General features: G+C 67.3%; 18 protein-coding genes. 9 read left to right on the top strand and 9 right to left on the bottom strand.

The genetic code is table 11. From position 1 onward, the window contains the following. The 3 genes from AB7O82_RS05115 to AB7O82_RS05105 form a co-directional block, all read right to left on the bottom strand. On the bottom strand, positions 1-1,604 hold a 1,604-nt coding region (locus AB7O82_RS05115), incomplete at its 3' end, for a tetratricopeptide repeat protein (protein ID WP_428618759.1). A gap of 214 nt (positions 1,605-1,818) precedes the next feature. Then, the gene (locus AB7O82_RS05110) at positions 1,819-3,450 is read right to left on the bottom strand and encodes a hydantoinase B/oxoprolinase family protein (RefSeq protein ID WP_428540199.1); all 1,632 of its coding nucleotides are present in this window, start codon (positions 3,448-3,450) and stop codon (positions 1,819-1,821) included. Between the two features lie 193 nt (positions 3,451-3,643). Beyond that, positions 3,644-4,675, bottom strand: coding sequence for a succinylglutamate desuccinylase/aspartoacylase family protein (locus AB7O82_RS05105; RefSeq protein WP_428540196.1), 1,032 nt, complete (start codon positions 4,673-4,675; stop codon positions 3,644-3,646). A 110-nt stretch (positions 4,676-4,785) separates the two neighbouring features. On the opposite strand from AB7O82_RS05105, the gene AB7O82_RS05100 reads away from it, so the two are divergent. Then, a complete protein-coding gene (locus AB7O82_RS05100; RefSeq protein ID WP_428540193.1) occupies positions 4,786-5,787 on the top strand; it encodes a TauD/TfdA dioxygenase family protein in 1,002 nt (333 codons plus the stop codon). Between the two features lie 69 nt (positions 5,788-5,856). Further along, a complete protein-coding gene (locus AB7O82_RS05095; RefSeq protein WP_428540190.1) occupies positions 5,857-6,324 on the top strand; it encodes a VOC family protein in 468 nt (155 codons plus the stop codon). Positions 6,325-6,454: 130 nt separating this feature from the next. On the opposite strand, the gene AB7O82_RS05090 is transcribed toward AB7O82_RS05095, so the two are convergent. The 4 genes from AB7O82_RS05090 to AB7O82_RS05075 form a co-directional block, all read right to left on the bottom strand. Next, positions 6,455-7,357, bottom strand: a complete 903-nt coding sequence (locus AB7O82_RS05090) for an ABC transporter permease (protein ID WP_428540187.1) — start codon at positions 7,355-7,357, stop codon at positions 6,455-6,457. Positions 7,358-7,367: 10 nt separating this feature from the next. After that, positions 7,368-8,345: an ABC transporter permease gene (locus AB7O82_RS05085; protein WP_428540184.1), complete on the bottom strand. Its 978-nt coding sequence runs from the start codon at positions 8,343-8,345 to the stop codon at positions 7,368-7,370. 292 nt (positions 8,346-8,637) lie between these two features. Next, complete coding sequence (locus tag AB7O82_RS05080; RefSeq protein ID WP_428540181.1) at positions 8,638-10,299, bottom strand: peptide ABC transporter substrate-binding protein; 1,662 nt, start codon at positions 10,297-10,299, stop codon at positions 8,638-8,640. 144 nt (positions 10,300-10,443) lie between these two features. After that, a complete protein-coding gene (locus AB7O82_RS05075) occupies positions 10,444-11,229 on the bottom strand; it encodes an orotate phosphoribosyltransferase (RefSeq protein ID WP_428540178.1) in 786 nt (261 codons plus the stop codon). Positions 11,230-11,428: 199 nt separating this feature from the next. Here AB7O82_RS05075 and AB7O82_RS05070 point away from each other — a divergent pair, with 199 nt between their 5' ends. From AB7O82_RS05070 to AB7O82_RS05060, 3 genes are all read left to right on the top strand, one after another. Further along, on the top strand, positions 11,429-11,923 hold the full coding sequence (locus AB7O82_RS05070) for a TspO/MBR family protein (RefSeq protein WP_428540175.1): 495 nt from the start codon (positions 11,429-11,431) through the stop codon (positions 11,921-11,923). An 81-nt stretch (positions 11,924-12,004) separates the two neighbouring features. After that, a complete protein-coding gene (locus AB7O82_RS05065; RefSeq protein WP_428540172.1) occupies positions 12,005-12,823 on the top strand; it encodes an SAM-dependent methyltransferase in 819 nt (272 codons plus the stop codon). Positions 12,824-12,840: 17 nt separating this feature from the next. After that, on the top strand, positions 12,841-13,239 hold the full coding sequence (locus AB7O82_RS05060) for a DUF333 domain-containing protein (RefSeq protein WP_428618756.1): 399 nt from the start codon (positions 12,841-12,843) through the stop codon (positions 13,237-13,239). A 95-nt stretch (positions 13,240-13,334) separates the two neighbouring features. On the opposite strand, the gene AB7O82_RS05055 is transcribed toward AB7O82_RS05060, so the two are convergent. Both AB7O82_RS05055 and AB7O82_RS05050 read right to left on the bottom strand, forming a co-directional pair. Beyond that, entirely contained in the window at positions 13,335-14,447 is a 1,113-nt protein-coding gene (locus AB7O82_RS05055) for an ABC transporter substrate-binding protein (RefSeq protein WP_428540166.1), read from the bottom strand. A gap of 226 nt (positions 14,448-14,673) precedes the next feature. Next, positions 14,674-16,230 carry a gamma-glutamyltransferase family protein gene (locus tag AB7O82_RS05050; protein ID WP_428540163.1) on the bottom strand — a complete coding sequence of 519 codons (1,557 nt, stop codon included), beginning with the start codon at positions 16,228-16,230 and terminating at the stop codon, positions 14,674-14,676. Positions 16,231-16,327: 97 nt separating this feature from the next. On the opposite strand from AB7O82_RS05050, the gene AB7O82_RS05045 reads away from it, so the two are divergent. Genes AB7O82_RS05045 through AB7O82_RS05030 form a run of 4 tightly spaced genes read left to right on the top strand, consistent with a single transcriptional unit; the run spans position 16,328 to position 19,550 of the window. Then, entirely contained in the window at positions 16,328-16,873 is a 546-nt protein-coding gene (locus AB7O82_RS05045; protein WP_428540160.1) for an RNA polymerase sigma factor, read from the top strand. A gap of 50 nt (positions 16,874-16,923) precedes the next feature. Next, positions 16,924-17,442 (top strand): hypothetical protein, encoded by a 519-nt coding sequence (locus tag AB7O82_RS05040; RefSeq protein WP_428540157.1) that lies wholly within the window; start codon positions 16,924-16,926, stop codon positions 17,440-17,442. A 1-nt stretch (position 17,443) separates the two neighbouring features. Further along, the gene (locus AB7O82_RS05035) at positions 17,444-17,992 is read left to right on the top strand and encodes a Spy/CpxP family protein refolding chaperone (protein ID WP_428540154.1); all 549 of its coding nucleotides are present in this window, start codon (positions 17,444-17,446) and stop codon (positions 17,990-17,992) included. A 10-nt stretch (positions 17,993-18,002) separates the two neighbouring features. Beyond that, complete coding sequence (locus tag AB7O82_RS05030; RefSeq protein WP_428540151.1) at positions 18,003-19,550, top strand: DUF1800 domain-containing protein; 1,548 nt, start codon at positions 18,003-18,005, stop codon at positions 19,548-19,550. Positions 19,551-19,557 lie beyond the last annotated feature (7 nt).

Below are 19,557 nucleotides of genomic sequence, written 5' to 3'. Positions count from 1 at the left end.
TCGCAGCGGGCGAGCGCCAGATCGAGGCGGGACTTGACCAGCGGCGTCTCGATCTTGTCGCCGCGCCGGACCAGGCATTCGTGCAGGCCGTGCAGGCTCCACACGTTGTCGGGATGCTGGCAGGAGCGGCTCAGCTTGCCGTCGAAACCGAGATCGGCGCGATAGACCGCCTCGGCCTCGGCGACCTGGCCCTGCTCGAGCAGCAGCGCGCCCAGCGCATGGCGCGCCGGCTGCATCCAGCCCCACGGCTCGTCGTAGAGCAGGGCGTCGTTCAGCGCCACCGAGCGGCGCAGATGGGCGAAGGCGATATCGTAGTTGCGACGGCGATACTCGAACTCGCCGGTCAGCATCGCCTCGGCGACACCGAGCAGGCTCGTCACGGTGTTGTTGTGCACCAGCCGCGAGTCGGGCACGCGCGCCTTGGCTTCGAGGAAGGCGGCGCGCGTCTTCTCGGCCTCCTCGATGTTGCCCAGGATCGAGTGTGCGACCCCCTTGGCGTAGAGCATCATGGCGGTGGTCGAGCAGTAGACGTCGCGATCGTCCGGGAGCTTCTGATCCAAAATCTCCCGCCATTTGCCGAAGCGTACCAGCACGTGCTGCTTCATCGGGATGAAGCCTTCGATGAAATCGGCGAACGGCGGCGTCTCGATGCGCAGGACGGCGTCGGGCGTGGTGGCGATGATCTCCTCGGCCGCCTCGATCGCTGGCGTGTACTGGCCGAGGAACATCGCGCCGTAGATCACGAAGTGGAGGTTGTGCAGCCGATACATCGTATAGATGTTCATCGCACCTTCGTTGGCGAGATACTTGCGATCGGCGACGACGGCCTTCTGATTGTAGACGACGACATCGCGATAGTTGCCGCACAGCACGTCGATGTGGGTCGGCATGTGCACCAGGTGACCCGAGTCCGGCATGATCTCTCGCAGCTTGTCGCCGGCGCGCAGCGCGCGCTGCGGGAACGGCGACATCTCCATCAGGTGGACGTAGAGATGCAGCATGCCGGGATGGTCCCAGGAGCGCGGCTGGTCGCGGAACGCCTCCTCGAGGATCTTCATCGCCTCCTCGGTGCCGGCACCCTCGGCATAGCCGCCGGTGGCGAGATCCCACATCTTCCACGGCGTTTCGCCCATGATCGCCTCGACGAAGACCGAACGCACCTCGAGGTCGTCGCGGTACATCTCAAAGACCTTGCGCATGGCGCGCGTAAAATCCTTGTCCCAGCCGCTCTGGTCCTCGATCGGCTCGCGCTGCGGGTAGCGCGCCGGCAGCGCGCTGATCAGCGCCTGCTCGACCGGCGAGGCCCCCTTGGCGCCGGCCAGCGCCTTCTGCATGGCATCATAGGAGGCCGCCAGCGCTGCCGCCTTGCTCATCGGATCCTGCAGCTCCCAGGGGAGGTTGTAGTTCGGTCCCGCTGCGTAGGCGACGCCCCAATGGGCCATGGCGCAATTCGGATCGTGCTCGGCCGCCTTGGCAAAGCATTTGACCGCGGCCTCGAAGTTGAAGCCGAAGGCCCAGTTGAGCCCGCGATCGAACCAGAGCTGCGCCTCCGGTGAACTGGTGGTGATGGGACGCTTGTAGGTACCGAGATCGTAATAGGTCATGACAGCTCCTTCTTCTTTCTCCTCCCCAGCGTTTCGCTGGGGTCATACGGCGACGGAGGGGTCATGGTTGAGCGCGCCACTCCAGTGGCGCTCTTGTGTCGATTTTGCATCCCATGAGAGCCACAGGAGTGGCGCGCTCCCAGCAAAGACCATGACCCCTCCGTCGGCGAAGACGCCGACACCTCCCCAGCGGAGCTGGGGAGGAGGACGATTCTCACACACCATACGCCTGTCGCGCCATGTCGGCGCCGATGACACCTTCGGCGCGGTCGCGGGCGACGTCCAGCGCCGCCCGTTGCCCGGGCGGGCCGTAGCCGCCGGCGCCGGGCGTCACCACGGCGAACCACTGGCCGGCGGCAAGCACGGCGGAATCGCCTTCGAACACTACACCGGGGCCACCCTCGACGGCGCCGTGCGCACCGGGTCCGCCGCCGAACAAGCCCCAGCTCTGCGAGCGCTGGCGGCTTACGTCGACGCGCACCCGGCAATCGTGCGTCGCCTGGTAGACGCGGCGCAGGCCCATGCCGCCCCGGAAGCGGCCGACGCCGCCCGAATCCTGCACCAACTCGTAGCGCAACAGGGTCAGCGGATACTCGATCTCCAGCGCCTCGACCGGCAGGTTGGAGGTGTTGGTGGTGTGCACATGCACGCCGTCGAGCCCGTCCTTGCCGGCGCGCGCACCGCTGCCGCCGCCGATCGTCTCGAGATAGACCCAGGTCGAGCCGTCCTGCGGCCGTTTGCCGATGAAGTAGGCAACGGTGCAGGCCGAGTTGGTACACGCCATGACGCGGTCCGGCACCGCCTGCGCCAGCGCGCCCAGGATCATGTCGGCGATGCGCTGGCAGGTTTGCAGCCGGCCGTTGACCGCGGCGGGCGGCAGGCAATTGAGGATGCTGCCCGGCGGCGCGCTGATGGCGAGCGGCCGCGCCAGCCCGGCATTGGGCGGAATCGACGGATCGAGCACCGACTTCACTGCGTAGTAGGTCGTGGCGAGCAGAGCGGTGTAGGTCATGTTGATGCCGGCGCGACGCTGCTCGGGCGCGTCGAAGGCGAGCGCCATGCCGTCGCCCTTGACCGTGATCTCGACTGACATCGGCAGGGTTTGTGGCACCTCCTCGTTGTCGAACACGTCCTCGAAGCGCCATGTCCCGTCGGGCAGGGCGGCGATGGCGGCGCGCATCTTGCGCTCGGCGTAGTCCATCAGCGCCTCGCCGGCTCCCAGCACCGTCTCGACGCCGTACTTGGCGGCGAGCCCCTGGAAGCGCTGCACGCCGACGCGATTGGCGGCGCGCTGCGCGCGCAAATCGGAGAGCCGCTCCGGCGGGACCTGGCAGTTGAGCAGGATCAGGTCGAGCACGTCCTTCTGCAGCTCGCCGGCGCGCCACAGCCGGACCGGCGGGATGCGCAGCCCTTCCTGATAGATGTGCGCATGGCCGCGATCGACGAAGTCGGCATGGTGCGCCAGGTTGACCGTCCAGGCGACCAGGCGATTGTCGACGAAGATCGGCTCGGCCAACACGATGTCGGGCAGGTGCGTGCCGCCGCCCTCGTAGGCGTCGTTGCCGATGAAGGCGTCGCCCGGCCTGATGTCCTGCGTCGCATAGCGCCGCATGATGTGCGGCACGAGATCGAGGAAGCTGCCGAGATGGATCGGGATGTGCTCGGCCTGGCACAGCGTCTCGCCGCGCGCGTTGAAGAGCGCGGTCGAGCAGTCGCGCCGCTCCTTGATGTTGGTCGAGTGCGAGGCGCGGATCAGCGTCTCGCCGGTCTCGTCGACGATCGAGGACATAGCGGCGCCGATCACCTCGACGGTGATGGGATCGAGCCGAGTGAGTATCGTCGTCATGCCGGACATACGTATCCCTCCCCCGTAATCGGGGGAGGTGCCCCGTCATACGGGGCGGAGGGGGAAGGCCTCAGGCGAGTTGCTTCCGAGTCCGACGTCGGAATCGCAGTCATCTCGACGGTGGCCTTCCCCCTCCGGCCCTTCGGGCCACCTCCCCCGATTGCGAGGGAGGGATTGGAGATGCGGCGCACTTTCATCTCTCGATATCCGTCGCGAGATGGAAGAGGCAGTCGCCGCGTTCGCAGCGCGCCGGGACGCGCTTGCACAGGACCAGGCCGGCGCGCTTGAAGGTGAGGATTTCGGGCTCGCGCCACGGCGTGTGGTGAAAGTGGATGCGGGCAGCCGGCTGGCCGGCCGCGACCTCGGCGCCGAGATCGACCAGCGGCTCGAACAGGCCGCCGTCCGAGGCGTAGACGTAGTAGTCGTCGCCGCCGACCTCGGTGAGGCGTGTCGGGGTCGGCGCCGGCGCGGCGCCCTTCAGCAGGCCGACATGGGCGAGCAGGCGGCGCATGCCATCCTCGGCGACCTTGAGCGAGCCCGGTGTCACCAGGCCGCCGCCGCCCAGCTCGGTGCCCATCGACAGCACGCCCTGGCGATAGCAGGCCGAGGTGAAAGTGCGGCCGCCACCCTGCGGCGTCGAGGCGACATAGCTCACCGGCGCGCCGAATGCCTTCAACATCCCGGTCACCCTGGTCATGCGCGCCGGATCGTCTTGCCGGGCGGCCAGGGCGCTCGGGATGTAGGTGAGCGAGCTGCCCCCGGAATGGAAGTCGAAGCCGTAGTCGAAGCCCGGCAGCAAGGCATGCTCGATCCAGTAGGCGATCTGCTGGGTGACGCTGCCTTCGGGGTTTCCGGGGAAGGACCGATTGAGGTTGCCGTCGTCGATCGGCGAGGTGCGCTGACCCGCCATGGCGGCGGGAAAGTTGGCCGAGGGCAGGATCACCAGCCGGCCCTTGATGTCCTGGGGCCGGAGGGCGCGGATCAGGTTGCCGAGCCCGATCTGCCCCTCCCATTCGTCGCCGTGGTTGCCGGCCTGCATCAGCACCGAGGGCCCCTCGCCATTCCTGATCCGCATAATGGGGATCGGGATCCAGCCATAGGCCGAGCGATGCACGGAATGCGGCACGCGGACGAAGCCGGTGGCCTTGCCCTCGGCGGTGAGATCGATGTCGGCCGTCAGGCGGCTCAGAGCCGAAAAGTCGGCAGTGCGGGAATCGGTGCTCAATTCGGTTCACTCCACAGTCGCTCGTTCAGGTCCCACCTTATCCCCGGCATGGATTTTGAATTACCATGCGCTCCGTCGTCCACCACGCAGTGAAAGCAGGAACAAGCAGGATGAGCGGTGCTCTCGACATTGCCGCGCCGTTGCCTGGCGCGGCCTTCGGCGCAAGGGTCACGCTGGCACGACCCCTGTCGCTCCGCATGCCCGAGGGGTTGCCGCAAGCGCTCGCCGATGGCGGCGGGCTGCTGTTGATCCCGGGCCTGAACGAGATCGCCGAGCGGCCTCGGCTGCTGGTCGAGATGAGCTACCTGTTCGGACCGGAGGTCGAGGACTATCGCACGCTGCTGACGCGCGTCAGCATGGCGCACGAGACGGTGCCCGAGATCTTCATGGTCACCAACATGGTGCCCGGCTCGCGTCCGCCGCCGGCGCGGCCCGAGCCGCCGCTCACGGCCGACGGCAAGCTGCCAGTGCAGTATCCGCACCGTGTCGGCTGGCACACCGACCAGAGCTATCGCCGCCCGCCACCCGACATCTCCCTGTTCTTCGCCGTCAATCCCGTGGCGCGCGAGCGCGGCCAGACGATCTTCGCCTCGGGCACGCTCGCCTACGACGCGCTGCCGCCCGCGCTTAAGGCCCGGGTGGACAATCTGGAAGGAGTGCACGCCCAGCCGGGCAGCGGGCGCGGCCGCGGCGATGCCGAGGCCGGCCGCACGCCGCGGCCCTTCGCGCCGCACGAGCGCTCGCAGAAGCAGCCCGTCGCGCGCGTCCACCCGGTCACCGGCAAGAAGGCACTCTACCTCTGCGAGCGCGGCCAGATGGACTGGTTCGACGGCCCGTTCGTCGGCATGGAGCCCGGCCCGCATGGTGACGGCGCCCGGCTGCTCGACGAGCTGATGGCGCACTACACGCGTCCGGAGTTCATCTACGTCCACGAATGGACGCAGGGCGACGTCCTGGTGTGGGACAACCGCTGCCTGATCCACACCGCCACCTGGTACGACGCCGACAAGGAGCAGCGCATGATGTGGCGGACCACCGTGCGCGGCAATCCCGGCGCGATCTATGCGGGAGAGGCGAAGAGCTGGGTTCCGCAGGAGTCGACGGCGGCTTAGGGGATCGTGGTAGAGCACTCCCTTGGCAAGGGAAAGGTACACAGATCGACGGCGTCAATGAGGGCCAACATGATCAAGCTGCAGCGCCTCGGGCATGTCCTGATCGCCGTCCGTGATCTCGAGCGATCGAAGGACTTCTACACGCGCATCCTGGGCTTCAAGGTGCTCGAGCGGGATCCGGAGCACGGTGGCCTGTTTCTCTCGATCGGCGGACTTGGCAATACGCTCGATCTGTTCCCATGCACCAATGCGGAGGCTCTTGCGTCCGAAGCCGACCCCGCAAGCATGAACGGGTTGGGCGTGAGACACACCGCCTTCGCCGTCGCAACCGAGGATGATCTGCGGGACGCGTACTTTGCGCTGCAGGCGGCCGGCGTGCCGGTGCTGCGGGCGATCGACCACGTCAGCCAGAAGAGCATCTACTTCCACGATCCGGACAGGAATCTCCTCGAGATTTTCTGGGAGCGGCCGGACGCCCTCGAAATATTCGCCAGGGGTCGGGGCGACGAGGACAAGCCTCTCGTGTTCTCCCGATAGCCTGGTGGGTCGACGTCAGGGCGCGGCAAGCGACGGTAACGTGCTCGTGTGGAACACGGACACTCTTGACGTGCGTCACCGCACGAGAGCCTGTTCGATTCGCGCGAGGCCCTCCGGTCGCTTTGCGACCCTATCGCCGCTCGCTGCGGGGATCGAGGGCGTCCTGCAGGCCGTCGCCGACGAAGTTGAAGGCGATCACGGTGAGGAAGATCAACAGGCCGGGCCACAGCGCCAGCACCGGCGCCTGCTGCAGCAGGTCCTGCGCGCCGGTCAGCATGTTGCCCCAGCTTGCGGCCGGCGGCTGGATGCCGAGGCCGAGGAACGAAAGGGTCGATTCGAACAGGATCAGCGTGCCCATCGACATGGTGGTGGCGACGACCAGCGAGCCCGCCGTGTTGGGCAGGATGTGGCGGAACATGATGCGCAGAGGCACGGCACCCAGCGCCTGGGCCGCGCGCGTGAAGTCGCGTGCCTTGAGTGACAGGGTTTCGGCCCGCACCAGGCGCGCCACCGTGGTCCAGCCGGTCAGCGCCACGATGACGATGATGCGGTAGACCGAGAAGAATTCAGAGCGGGCGATGTCGGTCGGCACGCCGACCTTCACCGGGTCGATCGCCGCCATGACGATCAGGAGCGGCAGCAGGGGCAGGGCGATGACGCCGTCGGTCAGTCGCATCAGCACGCTGTCGAGCCGGCCGCCGAGATAGCCTGCCGCGACGCCGATCACCGCGCCGATCGCGGCCGACAGCAGCGCCCCCGACACGCCGACCAGCAGCGACACGCAGCCGCCGTCGAGCAGGCGCTGGAAGAGATCTCGGCCGAGATCGTCGGTGCCCAGCCAGTGCTCGGCCGAGGGCGGCTCGAAGCGGCGGAACAGGTCGGTGGCCGTCGGATCGATGCCGCGCCAATCGGCGATCAGCGGCGCGGCGAGCGACAGGATCAGCAGCACGGCGAGGAAGGCCAGCGAGACCTGCGCCAGGCGATGGCGCATCAGGCGCGACCAGGCGAGGCGGCCCGGGCTTGCCGCGCTCATGCGCCGGCCCTCATGCGTTGCCCGTCAGCGACACGCGCGGATCGACCCAGACATAGGCGAGGTCGGCCAGCAGGTTGCCGGCGAGCGTCGCCAGCGTCGCGATCAGGAGTCCGACCAGAGCCAAGTTGTAGTCGTTGTCGAGGATCGCCTGGTAGATCGCCTTGCCCATGCCCGGCCAGGCGAACATGGTCTCGGTGATCAGCGCGCCCGACAGCAGGCCGCCAAACGACAGGGCGAGGATGGTGAGCACCGGCCCCAGCGCGTTGGCGAAAGCGTGGCGCCACAGCACCTGGCCTTCGGGCGCGCCCTTGGCGCGGGCAGTGCGGATGTAGTCCTGGCGCAACACCTCGATCATGGCGCCGCGCATGAAGCGTGTGTAGGCGCCGAGCTGAACCAGGGTCAACGTGATCACCGGCAGCACGAGATGGCGCGCCTGGTCGACCAAGGCGATGGTCCACGGCGTGCCTGGCCGGATGTCGGCCATCCCGCCGGCCGGCAACCAGCCCAGTCCGACGGCGAACAGAGTGATCAGCAGCAGCGCCACCCAGAAGGGCGGAGCGGAGATGCCGGCGAAGCACATGAGGTTGATCAGGTAGTCGGCGATGCTGCGCGGCCGCGATGCCGCCCGGATGCCGAGCGGCAGGGCGATTGCCGTGGCGATCACGAAGGCGGTGCCCGCCAGCACCAGCGTGTTGAGCAGGCGTGGCCACAGCACCGCCAGCACCGGCTGGCCGAACGAGCGCGAGTAGCCGAAATTGCCCTGAATCGCCTCGCCAGACCACGCGAGGTAGCGTGCAAACAATGGCCGGTCGAGACCGTACAGCGAGCGCAGGCGCGCGGCGTCGGCGCTGGTCATCTTGGGATCGCCGGCGATCATCAGGTCTATCGGATCGCCCGGCATCAGCCCGATCAGCAGGTAGACGACGAAGCTCATCAACACCAACGTGACGATGACCTCGACCGCCCGGCTGGCGAGGTAGCGGGTCATGCAGGCGTTTCCCTCCCCCGTCTTACGGGGGAGGTGCCCCGCAGGGGCGGAGGGGGAAAGCCGCAGGCGAGATCTGAGGAATTCCGACGTCGGAATTGGATGGACCTCGACTGAGGCTTTCCCCCTCCGGCCCTTCGGTCCACCTCCCGCGATGACGGGGGAGGAAAATGAAGGGCCATCCTCATACCGCCAGCCGCTTCTCCAGGCCGGCCTTCACCCGCGGCCAGTCGGTGTCGATGAGCAGCTCGAGGCGGACGAACCGGCCGTCGAGCGCAACCTTCTCGATCGCCAACTACTCCTCCCAGCGCCACTGCTCGATCCACAGGGTCGAGCTGTTGAGATGGCCGGTCGGCGCGACGCCCTTCAGTTGCTTGGGGATGACGAAGGGGTCGACGCGGAAGAACAGCGGCAGCACCGGCAGGTCCTCGGCATAGAGGCGCTGGATGTCGGCGAAGAAAGCGCGGCGCTTCTGGGCATCGAGCTCGCGCTCGGCGTTGTCGAGCGCCTTGTCCATATCGGCGTTGCGGTAGCCCGAATAATTCTGCCCGCTCCAGCCGTTCGCGGCCGAGGGAATTTCCGTCGACTTGAGGATGGTGAGCGGGACGCCCCCGGGTGACTGTACCCAGGCAAACATGGCGAGCCCGGTAAACTGACGGCGATTCAGGCTTTCGGAGAAGATTCGTGGCGGATCGGTCTTGATGCGCAGTTCGATGCCGACCTGCCGGAGCTGGCTCTGGATGACCTGGGCGACCAGCTCGCGTACGCGATTGCCGGCGGTGGTGGTCATGTCGATCGACAGGCGTTCGCCTTGGGAGTTGTGGCGTACGCCGTTGCGGACTTCGGTAAAGCCGGCCTCGTCAAGCAGCTTGCGCGCCGCCGCCGGGTCGAAGGGATAGCGCCGCGCCGCCGGGCTGAACATCGGATCGAGTGGGCTGATCGGCCCTTCGGCGACCGGCTGCTTGCCCTCGAACAGCTTGTCGGAGATCGCCTTGCGGTCGATCGCCATCAGGATCGCCTGACGGACCCGCCGATCGGCCAGCAGCTTGTTGTCAAGCATCGTGTCGATGTGCTCGTAGATCAAGGCCGGCTTGTAGATGAAGTCGTACTTGGCCTTGTGGCGCTTCTCGAAGGCGAGCGTCTGGTCGAGCGACAGGCCGAGCTCGCCCAGCGCATAATCGATGTTGCCCGACAGGAGGTTGGCCTCGAGGGAGGCGGTGTTCTCGAAGATCTTTATGACAATGCGCTTGAAGTGCGGCGCCTGCCCGGTCCAGGTCTGGTTGCGCTCCAGGGTCACCCGGCTGCCCGGCACGATCTCGACCTTGCGGAACGGGCCGAAGGCCAAGCCCGGATTGGTCGAATCGGTGTCGTAGGCGGTCTTGTTGCGATATTCGGCCGGATTGGCGTCGAAGATCGGCTTTTCGATGTGGGCGGGCAGGAGGCTGAGACCCATCGCGTTGTAGTCGTAGGTCACGCGGTCGATCGTCAGGGTGAAGCGTCTCTCATCCTTGGCGTCGAATTTCAGGATGCGCCTGTAGGCTTCGGACGAGGCGACACCGGACAGCGGATGCTTGCCGACATCGATCGTGAACGCGACGTCCTTGGCGGTGACCGGGACACCGTCGCCCCAGCGCAGGTCGCGCAGTTCGAAGTCGATTTCGATGCCCTTCTTGCCGCCGCCCTTTCCGTCATCCGGCAGGTCGATCACGCGGGCCTTGCCATTCTCGATGGTCGGCAACTCGGTGCAGGCGAGGCAGACCAGCCTGGAATTGGCGTCGTAGGCGGTGAGGGGCCGTGCCGTCATGTTGCTGATCAGCGACTTGGCCAGCATGGCGCTGATCAGGGGATTCCAGGTGCCCGGCGACTGGTTCATGCCGAGCACCAACTCGTCCTTGGCACGTGCCGGTGCGGCGAGCATCGACAGGGCTAGCAACAGCGAAAGCAGGCGCAGGATCATTTGCCGGCACCGTCGCATTGCATGACGGGGGAAACAAGAATGCCAATCATGCTCATGGCTGGGAGCGCGCCACTCCCGATGGCGCTCATGGGATCTGTGATCGACAAGATGAGCGCCATCGGAGTGGCGCGCTTCCGGCCTGGATCAGCGCCCCGGCATCGGGCGGGCAGCCGGCGGCGGGCGGCCGCCGTGGCGGGCCGACCATTGATCCGGCGATTCGAGGAAGGCACTGGTCTCCGACAGGCCGCGCTCGTCGAAGTATTTGTGCTTCTGCGCCGCCTCCAGCGCATCCCACCAGGTGGCAAGCGCGTGCAGCTTGACGCCGGCGGCGGCCAGCAACTCCACGCTCTGCGGGAAGATGCCGTAGTGGAAGATCACGAAGCAGTCCGTGACCTTCGCCTCGGCGCGCTTGAGCGCGTCGATGAAGACCATCTTGCTGCCGCCGTCGGTGGCGAGGTCCTCGACCAGCAGGACGCGCTTGCCAGGCTTGAGATCACCCTCGATCTGGGCCATGCGGCCGAAGCCCTTGGGCTGCTTGCGCACATAGACCATCGGCTTCTTGGCCAGCGCCGCCAGGAAGGCCGCGAACGGGATGCCGGCGGTCTCGCCACCCGCGACCGCGTCGATCTTGCCCCATCCGATCTGCTTGCCGATCAGGCGATGGGCGTGGCTCATGATCTTGGAGCGCGCCTCGGGAAAGGAAATAATCTTGCGGCAATCGATGTAGACCGGACTGGCCCGTCCTGAGGTGAAAATGTAGGGATTGTCCGGGCGACAGTGGATCGCCTCGATCTCAAGCAGCAGGCGAGCGGTGTCCCGGGCCTCGGCCGTGCCGCTGCCTCGGCTGGGAACGGCCTTGCCGTTCAAAGTGTTGGGCGGCGTCTTTCGAGGAGCCGCACCAGGCGATCTGGCCTTCTTTTTCGTCGCCATGCTGCAACTTCCCCCAACGCCGCTTGCGACAAAATGACGGTGGTGTGTTTAGCGTCCATAACCACCAGCGGCAAGGGCGCCCGGGCGGGATTCGCCACACGGAACGGCGGCGCACGAGTTGTGGCGGCAATGGGGCGTTTGTCGGTCGGCGTCATTGGTCACGACACTCCAACGCTGCAGGCGTGCTAGCGTTTCAGTCATGGCCAACCGCAGCCTTCCGGCCGACCTCGTGGCCCTGGCGCTGCTCGTCGGCTTGTGTCTCGGTGTCGGCATGCTCGGGTCGTCGCTGGTGGAGACCAGCATCGGCACCTGGTACGCCGATCTGATCAAGCCGACCTTCACGCCGCCCAACGAGGTGTTCGGGCCGGTCTGGACGGTACTTTACATCCTGATGGCGGTTGCGGCTTGGCGGGTCTGGCGGGGCGCCGACTGGCACACATCCCGTGGGCCGTTGACGCTTTTCGCTTTGCAGCTGGCGCTCAATCTCGGCTGGAGCGTGGTGTTTTTCGGACTGCAGAAGATTGGAGCGGCGGTCGCCACCATCATCGTGCTCGACGTCGCCGTGCTGGTTACGACGCTCGCGTTCCGCACGATCGACCGGATGGCAGCGCTCCTAATGATGCCCTATCTGGCCTGGATGCTCTACGCGACCGTGCTCAATGTGGCGACCTGGCGGCTCAACCCGACGGCCTGACCGGCTCGAGGTCGCCGTCACTCCCTGGCCGAATTCGGGGGCGGGGGAGGCGCATCGGGGAGGAGTGGCGTGGTTGATGGAATGAAACTGGCGAACATGCCGCTCTACACCAACCTCGACCGGGTCGAGCGTGGGCTGGGGGCCCTCGGGATTGCGCCCGGTGAGCGCATCGCCCCCGAGCAGCTCTACACAATGGACCAGTGGCACTATCACGGGCTGGAGGCGGTCGATGCGGCAGCGCGCACGCTGGGTATCGGTCCATCGAGCCATGTGCTCGACGTGGGCGCCGGGATCGGCGGTCCCGCGCGCTACCTCGCACACAAGTACGGTTGCCGGGTCACGGCTCTCGAGCTGCAGGCCGAGGTGCACGCCGTCGGCGTCGATCTCACGCGGCGCGTGGGGCTCGACGGGCAGGTGACCCATGTCTGCGGCGATGTCCTGACCGAGCCGCTGCCGCCGGCGTCGTTCGACGGCGTCCTCAGCCTGCTGGCCGTCCTGCACATTCCCGACCGGCCACGTCTGTTCGCCCGCCTGGCGCGATTGCTGCGGCCGGGAGGCGGAGCTTATGTCGAGGATCTGTGCGAGCGGGCGCCCTTTGCATCGCGGGATCTTGCCGATCTCCGCACCATCGTCTGCGGGGTCACGGTGACCTCGCCCGACGCTTACGTCGCCGACTTCGGCGCCGCTGGGTTCGTGGCCGTGGCGGCAACGGACCTGACGCCCGACTGGGCACCCTATGCGGCAGCGCGGCTGGTTTCCTGGCGCGCCAACCACGATGCCTACGCGCGCGTCCACGGCGAGCCCGCCTATGCGGCGCAGGAACGGTTCTACACCGCCATCGCGCGGCTCTACGACAGCGGCAGCTTGGGCGGGATACGCCTGGTCGCGCGTGTGCCTTGAAGGCGCATCGGCCCGTCGTGGCGACGATCGCCTGCTGTCTATGGATGATGGCGGTGGCGAGCGAGGTGACCGCCCAGCCGCCACAGCCGGCGCCCCGGCTGGCCAATCCGGCATCGGTGCGCTGCGTTGAAACCGGTGGGACCCTGCGCCTCGAACGACGGCCGGACGGCGGCCAGTATGGTGTCTGCGTCTTCGTCGACAATCGCCAGTGCGAGGAATGGGCGCTGTTTCGCGGTGAATGCCCAGCCGGCGGTCTGCGGGTGACCGGTTACACAACGCCGGCGGCGCGCTACTGCGCCATCACCGGCGGGCGCTACAGCGCGAGCGGCACGGCCAACGAAAAGGGCACATGCGCCTTCCCGGACGGCCCGGCCTGTGATGCCGAGGCCTGGTACGGTGGCACTTGCAGCCGCTGACCCAGGCGGCCTGGAGCGAGCTCAGTTTCCCGCCAGGATACGCAGCACCATCGTGCATACCCGCGTGTTGTCGAGTGTTCGATGAATGCCGGCACTCACGACCGTGGCGGAATGGCGTAACGCGCAACCGGTTTGGGGATGCGATCGCTGCCGTCGAAGCACACGATCTCGGCCTCGTGCGCCATGTTGCCCTTTCCGTCCGAACGGTAGGTGGTGATGATTCCTTGATAGGTGTCGCGCGCGAGATGATCGCGCACCGCGGTGGCCGAGATGGGCTGGCCCGCCTTGCGCAGATCACCCAGGATCTTGCCCAGCATGCCGACGGCGTCGAATTGCGCGGCGGCGAAGGCGTCGGGCTCGCTCTTGTAGGCGGCGCGATAGCTGTCGAGGAAAGCGCGCATCGGGCCGCTGGTGGCCGAGATCGGCGAGGCCGCCGTTTCGGCACACACGCCCTTGAGCTCGGCGGGCGCGAGCAGTGCCGCGGTCGCCGGCTGATGCATCGCCGAGCCGGCAATGATCGGTAAATCCGGGAGCAGCTGGCGCGCCTGGCGCACCGCCAGCACGGTGGATGCGGCGTGCAGGTGCAGGACGATCACGTCGGCATTGGCGTTCTTGGCGCGCAGCAAGGCAGGCGCCAGGTCGTTGACCGTAGGTGCGATGCTCTCCTCCAGCACTGGAGGCGCCTTCAGCTCCCCAAAGGTGCGAACGAGCTGCTCGCGTCCCGACTGGCCGTAGGCGGTGCTTTGGTAGATGATCGCCGGTCGCCTGGCGCCGAGTTTCTCCACGACGTAGCGGGCGTGCGCGATCTTCACCGTGGCGTCGCTCGGGAAGAATCGGAAGAACCACGGATTGCCGAGTTCGCCCAGCCTCGCGGTGCCGGAGATGGTGAGCACGGGGATCGAACGCTCCTGGGCGAGCGGCAGCAGGGCAAGCATCTGCGTGCCCAAAATGGGACCGACCACCGCTGGTGCCGGGCTGCCGCCCATCGCTCGCTCCCACGCAGTGACGGCCGCTTCAGGCGTCGATTGCGTGTCGAGCACGTCGGGTTTCAGGGTGACGTCGCGCATCTGGCTTGCCGCCAGCAGCGCGCCGTTGCGCTGGCTGGTGCCCTCGAGGGCGACGAACCCGGTCAGCGGCACCAGCACCGGCAGCCGCACATCCTGTGCCGCCGCCGGAACGGCGATCGCGGTGGCGAGGAGCGCTGCCACAAAGCTCCTTCCCGGCGTCCTCGCTGGGGAGGTGTCCGCGTCTTCGCGGACGGAGGGGGCATGATTCATGAGGACCGCGGGCGTCTCGCCCGCTCATGATTCATGAACTTGAGCGGGCGAGACGCCCGCGGTCCAAGTGCATGACCCCTCCGTCGCCGCAAAACGGCGACACCTCCCCAGCACAGCTGGGGAGGAGAAACAGGCGCGCTCCCACCCACGAGCACCCTCACTGCGCTGCGCCGCCGGCCCATGGCGACATCACCTCGTTCATGCCGGTCAACTCTCCTGTCGTCGGATCGCGCACGATACAGGATGGGTTGGCAAAGCCCAGAGGCGACACCTGGTTGGTGACCTCGACGATCGGCAGCTTGCCGGCGATCGCCTTCTTGACCCTGTCGGAAAGCTCGCGATTGACGCGGATCGGGCCGACGCCAGAGACGTCGATACGAGGTTGGTGGAAGGCCGCTTTGACGTCGAGGCCGCGGTCGATCAGCATCAGCGACAATTGCGTCACCGCCGGCACGATACGCCGGCCGCCCGACGCGCCGATGCAAAACCAAGGCTTGCCGTCTTTGCTGACGACGACCGGGCAGATGTTGCACAGCGGCCGCTTGCTGGGCGCGTACGAGTTGGGCCGGTTGGGCTCCGGATCGAACCACAGCATGCCGTTGTTCATGGTGATGCCGGTCTTCGGCAGCATCACGCAGGACCCGAACAGAGACATCAGGGTCTGGGTCAGCGCCACCATGTTGCCCTCGGAATCGGCGGCACAGAAATGAGTGGTGCAGGTGTTGGTCGGCTTGTCCCCCATGCTCTCGAGCCGCTCTTCGTAGGCCCGGTGCATGGCCTGGGCGATGGCGACGAAGAAGGGGGCGCCGGGCGCGCCCTTGCCGCGGGCGGCCTTGCCGACCAGCTCGATCGTGCGATGGAGCGTCGGGCCCGCGGTGAGCCCGCCGGCGACGTTGATGGTGGCCCCTCCATGTTCGAACGACAGCGGTTCGACAACGCGCGCTTCGTAGGAGCGCAAATCGTCGTCGTCGATTGCCGAGCCGCCGGCCTTGAGGTCGGCGGCGATATCGCGTGCCAGCGCCCCTTCGTAGAATTCGCGTGGACCGCCGTCGGACAGCCGCTGGTAGGTCTCGCCGAGATTGCCGAGCTTGAGATGGCGCACCGTGCCCTGCCAGTCGTTGGTCGGCACGCGGCCATCGTCCGGCAGATAGCTGGCCCTGGAGGCGGGAAATCGCGACAGGCGTTCGGCGCCGTTGGCAATCATCACCTGCATGTACCAGTCGAGCTCCATGCCGCGGCGGGCGAGCGCCAGGCCGGGGGCCATCACATCCTGCCATGTCAGGGTGCCGAAGCGTTCCAGCGCCTTGGCCATGCCGGCGACCTGGCCGGGTACGGCGATCGAATGATAGCCGACCTCGTTGCGCTGCTCGAGGATGTCGGGCCACGCGAAGGGGTTTGCCGGGCCGGGGCCGACGATCCTGTAGTTCGACGGGTCGAGCCGACGGGCCGAGATGGGTCCGTAGTCGATCGTCCAGGCGCGGCCCTCTTTTGCGCTCCAGAGCGTCATGAAGCCGACGCCGCCGATGCCGCTCATCCACGGCTCGAGGGTGCCGATCGCCATGCCCGTGGCGACAGCGGCGTCGATCGAGTTACCGCCTTTGCGCAGGATCTCTGCGCCGACTTCCGCGGCACGACAGTTCTGCGCAACCACCACGCCCTTGCCGCGTACTGCTTGCTTGGCCACTTTCCATTGGCGTGTCAGCGACTCGCTCATCGATACTCCGGGTTATGCTGACCGACTGTAGCGGGGCCTGATTTCGCCACAAACCCCGTTAGACTGCAGGGCGGATTGGCCGAGAAAGATCGCGGGCGTGACGGAGCTGAACCAGATCGACCTGCGTGCGCTACAGGCAGGCGACAAGCGGACCTGGGACGCATTCGTGGGCGCGTCGGCACCCTTGATCAACGCGGTCGTTCGGCGGTCACTCGTTTCATACCGGCTGAGCGAGGAAGACGTCCTCGACGCTGCACAGGATGTGTATGTCCGCCTGTGCGCCAACGGCTTTCGCCTGTTGAAGACGTACGATGCCGAGCGCGCCAGCCTGTCGACCTGGCTCGCCGTCGTGTCGCGCTCGGCCGCCATCGACCACGCCCGCCGACGCCGTCAGGCCACCCAGCCGCTCGACGAGGTTCCGGAAGCCCGGCTGGCGGTCGAGGACCGGTACGTCGAGAAGCTCAAGATCCCCGCCGGCCTGCTGACCGAACGCCAAATTCTTATCCTAAAGTGCCTGTATGACGAGGAGCGGGACGTCGCCGAAATCGCCAAGCTTCTCAATATTGACGCGCAAACCGTTCGCAGCACCCACCATAAGGCCCTGGTGCGGCTGCGGGCTCACTTCCAGGTGGACGACACATGAAACGGGGATGCCGGGCGGATTTTTGACGTAGTCTGCAGCAGGAGAGTGGGATGAGAAGTGAAGATATCCCCGAGGCCGACAAGGAGCTGTGGCGCCGTCTCGCCGCAGCCGGGGAGGGTGCGCCCCAGCAGGTCTCGGAGCTCGATTTTGCCGCCTGGCTAGACGGGCGCCTGCCCGAGGCCCGGGCCGCTGCTGTCGAGGCTGCCGTGGCGGCCGACCCCGGGTTGCGGCGCGCCGCCTTGGAACTGTCCGAACTGCTCGGCCAGCCGCTCCCGGCCGCGCCGCCGAGGCTCGGGGTACGGGCGCGCGCCCTGGTCGGTTTCGAGGCCGAACGCCGGCAGGTCCGGTTGGGGCTATTCGACTGGCTGCTGGCTCGTGGCCGTCGCTTCATGGTCCAAAGGGTCGCGACGCTGGCCGCCGCCGTGGTCGTGGCGATCTCGGGATTCTTCTTGGGTGGCGGCCTGGGGGCATCGTTGGCGGAGGAGCGCCACGGTGCATTCTCGGATACATCGACCCTTCCCTCGAGCACCAACGATCCGGCGGAATTCCTGGGCAGCGACGGCATCTGACATGTCCTCGCGGATGATGCAGATCCTGCTGGCGCTGTCGCTGCTGCTGAATACGTTCGTGCTGGCGGGCTTCGTCTATCGCAGCTGGATCGCTCCGCCCGAGTTCGAGCATCGGCCACCCTCGCCGCCGCCCGGGCCGCGCCCCAGCCCGCTCGAGATGGTGGCGCGCGACCTCGATCTCGACGAGGCGCAGCGGGTCAAGCTGCGCGGCATCATTGACCAGTACGCCACGAGGCGACGCGACCGGCAGGGCGAGATCCAGAAGCTGCGCGACCAGGTGGCGGCCGAGTATCGCCGGCCCACCATAGACCTGGCGCGGGTCGATCCGATCATCGAGCAACTCGCCCGACTGCGCGCCGAGCAGCAGAGGGAAACCCTGCGCTCGTTCGCCCAGCTCGAGCCGCAATTGACGTCACAGCAGCGCGAGCGCATGCACGAGATTCTCGCCGAACGACTCGCCGGACCGTCGTGGTCGCGTTCGCGTTCGCGAGGGCAGGGCCCAGGTCCCGGACCAGGACCGGGCGGCCCGGGCCGCCCGCCGCAGCACTAGGAGGATCGCCATGGTCGCACGGATCGGTCGTCGCGGGCTGCTCGGCGGTGCAGCGGCGGCCCTGTCCGCAGGATTGTGGCTTCCGATCGAGGCACGCGCCGCGACGGCGATGGATTTCGACGAGGCGCGCCATCTGCTGTCGCGCACCACGTTCGGTGCCACGCCGGCCGAGATTCGCGCGCTCGAAGCGCAGGACTACGCGGCCGCCGTCGACCGGTTGCTGGCGTCGGTGCGGCGCACGGCGCTGACCGAACCGCCGGGCTGGCTGAACGAGGGACCGGCGCAATTGCGGCGGCGCCAGCAGGCGGCACAGGCGCAGAGCAAGACCGGCGTCGACGGCAAGAAGCTCGAGGTCGTGCGGCCGGTCCAGGAGCAGGGCCGCGAGCTGCGCAACTGGTGGGTCGAGGAGATGCTGGCGACGGACCAGCCCTTCACCGAGCGCATGGTGCTGTTCTGGCACAACCATTTCACATCCTCGTTCCTCAAGGTGCGCTACGCGCCGGCACTGTTTCGTCAGAACGCGCTGTTCCGGCGCGAGGCGGTCGGCAACTTCGCGACCTTGCTGCGCGAGGTGGCGCGCGATCCGGCGATGCTGATCTATCTCGACGGCACGCGGAACGTCGCCCGCCAGCCCAACGAGAATTTCGCCCGCGAGCTGCTAGAGCTGTTCACCCTGGGTGAAGGCCATTACAGCGAGGCCGACATCAAGGCAGCGGCGCGCGCCTTCACGGGATGGTCGATCGATCGCGAGACCGGACATTTCGTCAACCGCGAGCAGGCGCACGACGGCGGTGAGAAGACTTTCCTGGGCCAGACCGGCCGCTTCAACGGTGACGAGATCATCAGCATCCTGCTGAAGCATCCACGCACCGCCGAGACCATCGTCGAGAAGTTGTGGCGCGAGTTCGTGTCGCTGGCGCCCGATCGGGCGACGATCGGCAGGCTCGCAGCGTCGTTCCGCAAGGATTACGAGATCAAGCCGCTGATGCGGGCGATCCTGCTGTCGGCTCCGTTCCGCGACCCGGCGAGCCGCGGCGCGTTGATCAAGTCGCCGATCGACCTGATCGTCGGCTCGGTCCGGCTGCTCGGCCTGCCGGTGCCCGAGAAGACCCAGCTGGTGCGCATGCTGCAAGGGCTGGGCCAGATGCCGTTCGATCCACCCAACGTCAAGGGCTGGGCGGGCGGCGAGAGCTGGATCAGCACCTACACCCTGCTGCTGCGCCAGCAGTTCTTGCGTCGCATGGTCGAGGCGACGACCGTGGCGCCGATGGAAGGCGGCATGACGATGGCCGACCGGCCCAATCGGCGCGCCGACCGCAAGCAGCAAATGGCGGCGGGCGAGGACATGCAGATGGCCGAGCAGCGGCCGGTCGAGGGACGCAGCCTGCGCAACGCCGGCAGCGTGGCACGGCTCGGCCCGACGCTCAGCGGCCTCGACTCGGCGGTGTTGCTGCGGACGCTGCTGCCACGCGCACCGATCAATCCCATCGATCCGTCGCGGCGCCCGGGCGGCGTCGTCGCCCTGGCGATGCTCGACACCGCCTACCAGCTCAAGTGAGGAGGCC

Source organism: Reyranella sp., assembly GCF_050185545.1.
Classification (GTDB): Bacteria; Pseudomonadota; Alphaproteobacteria; order Reyranellales; family Reyranellaceae; genus Reyranella.
Note: the sequence above shows the minus strand (reverse complement) of the source record. Positions and strands in the feature narration are given on the sequence as shown.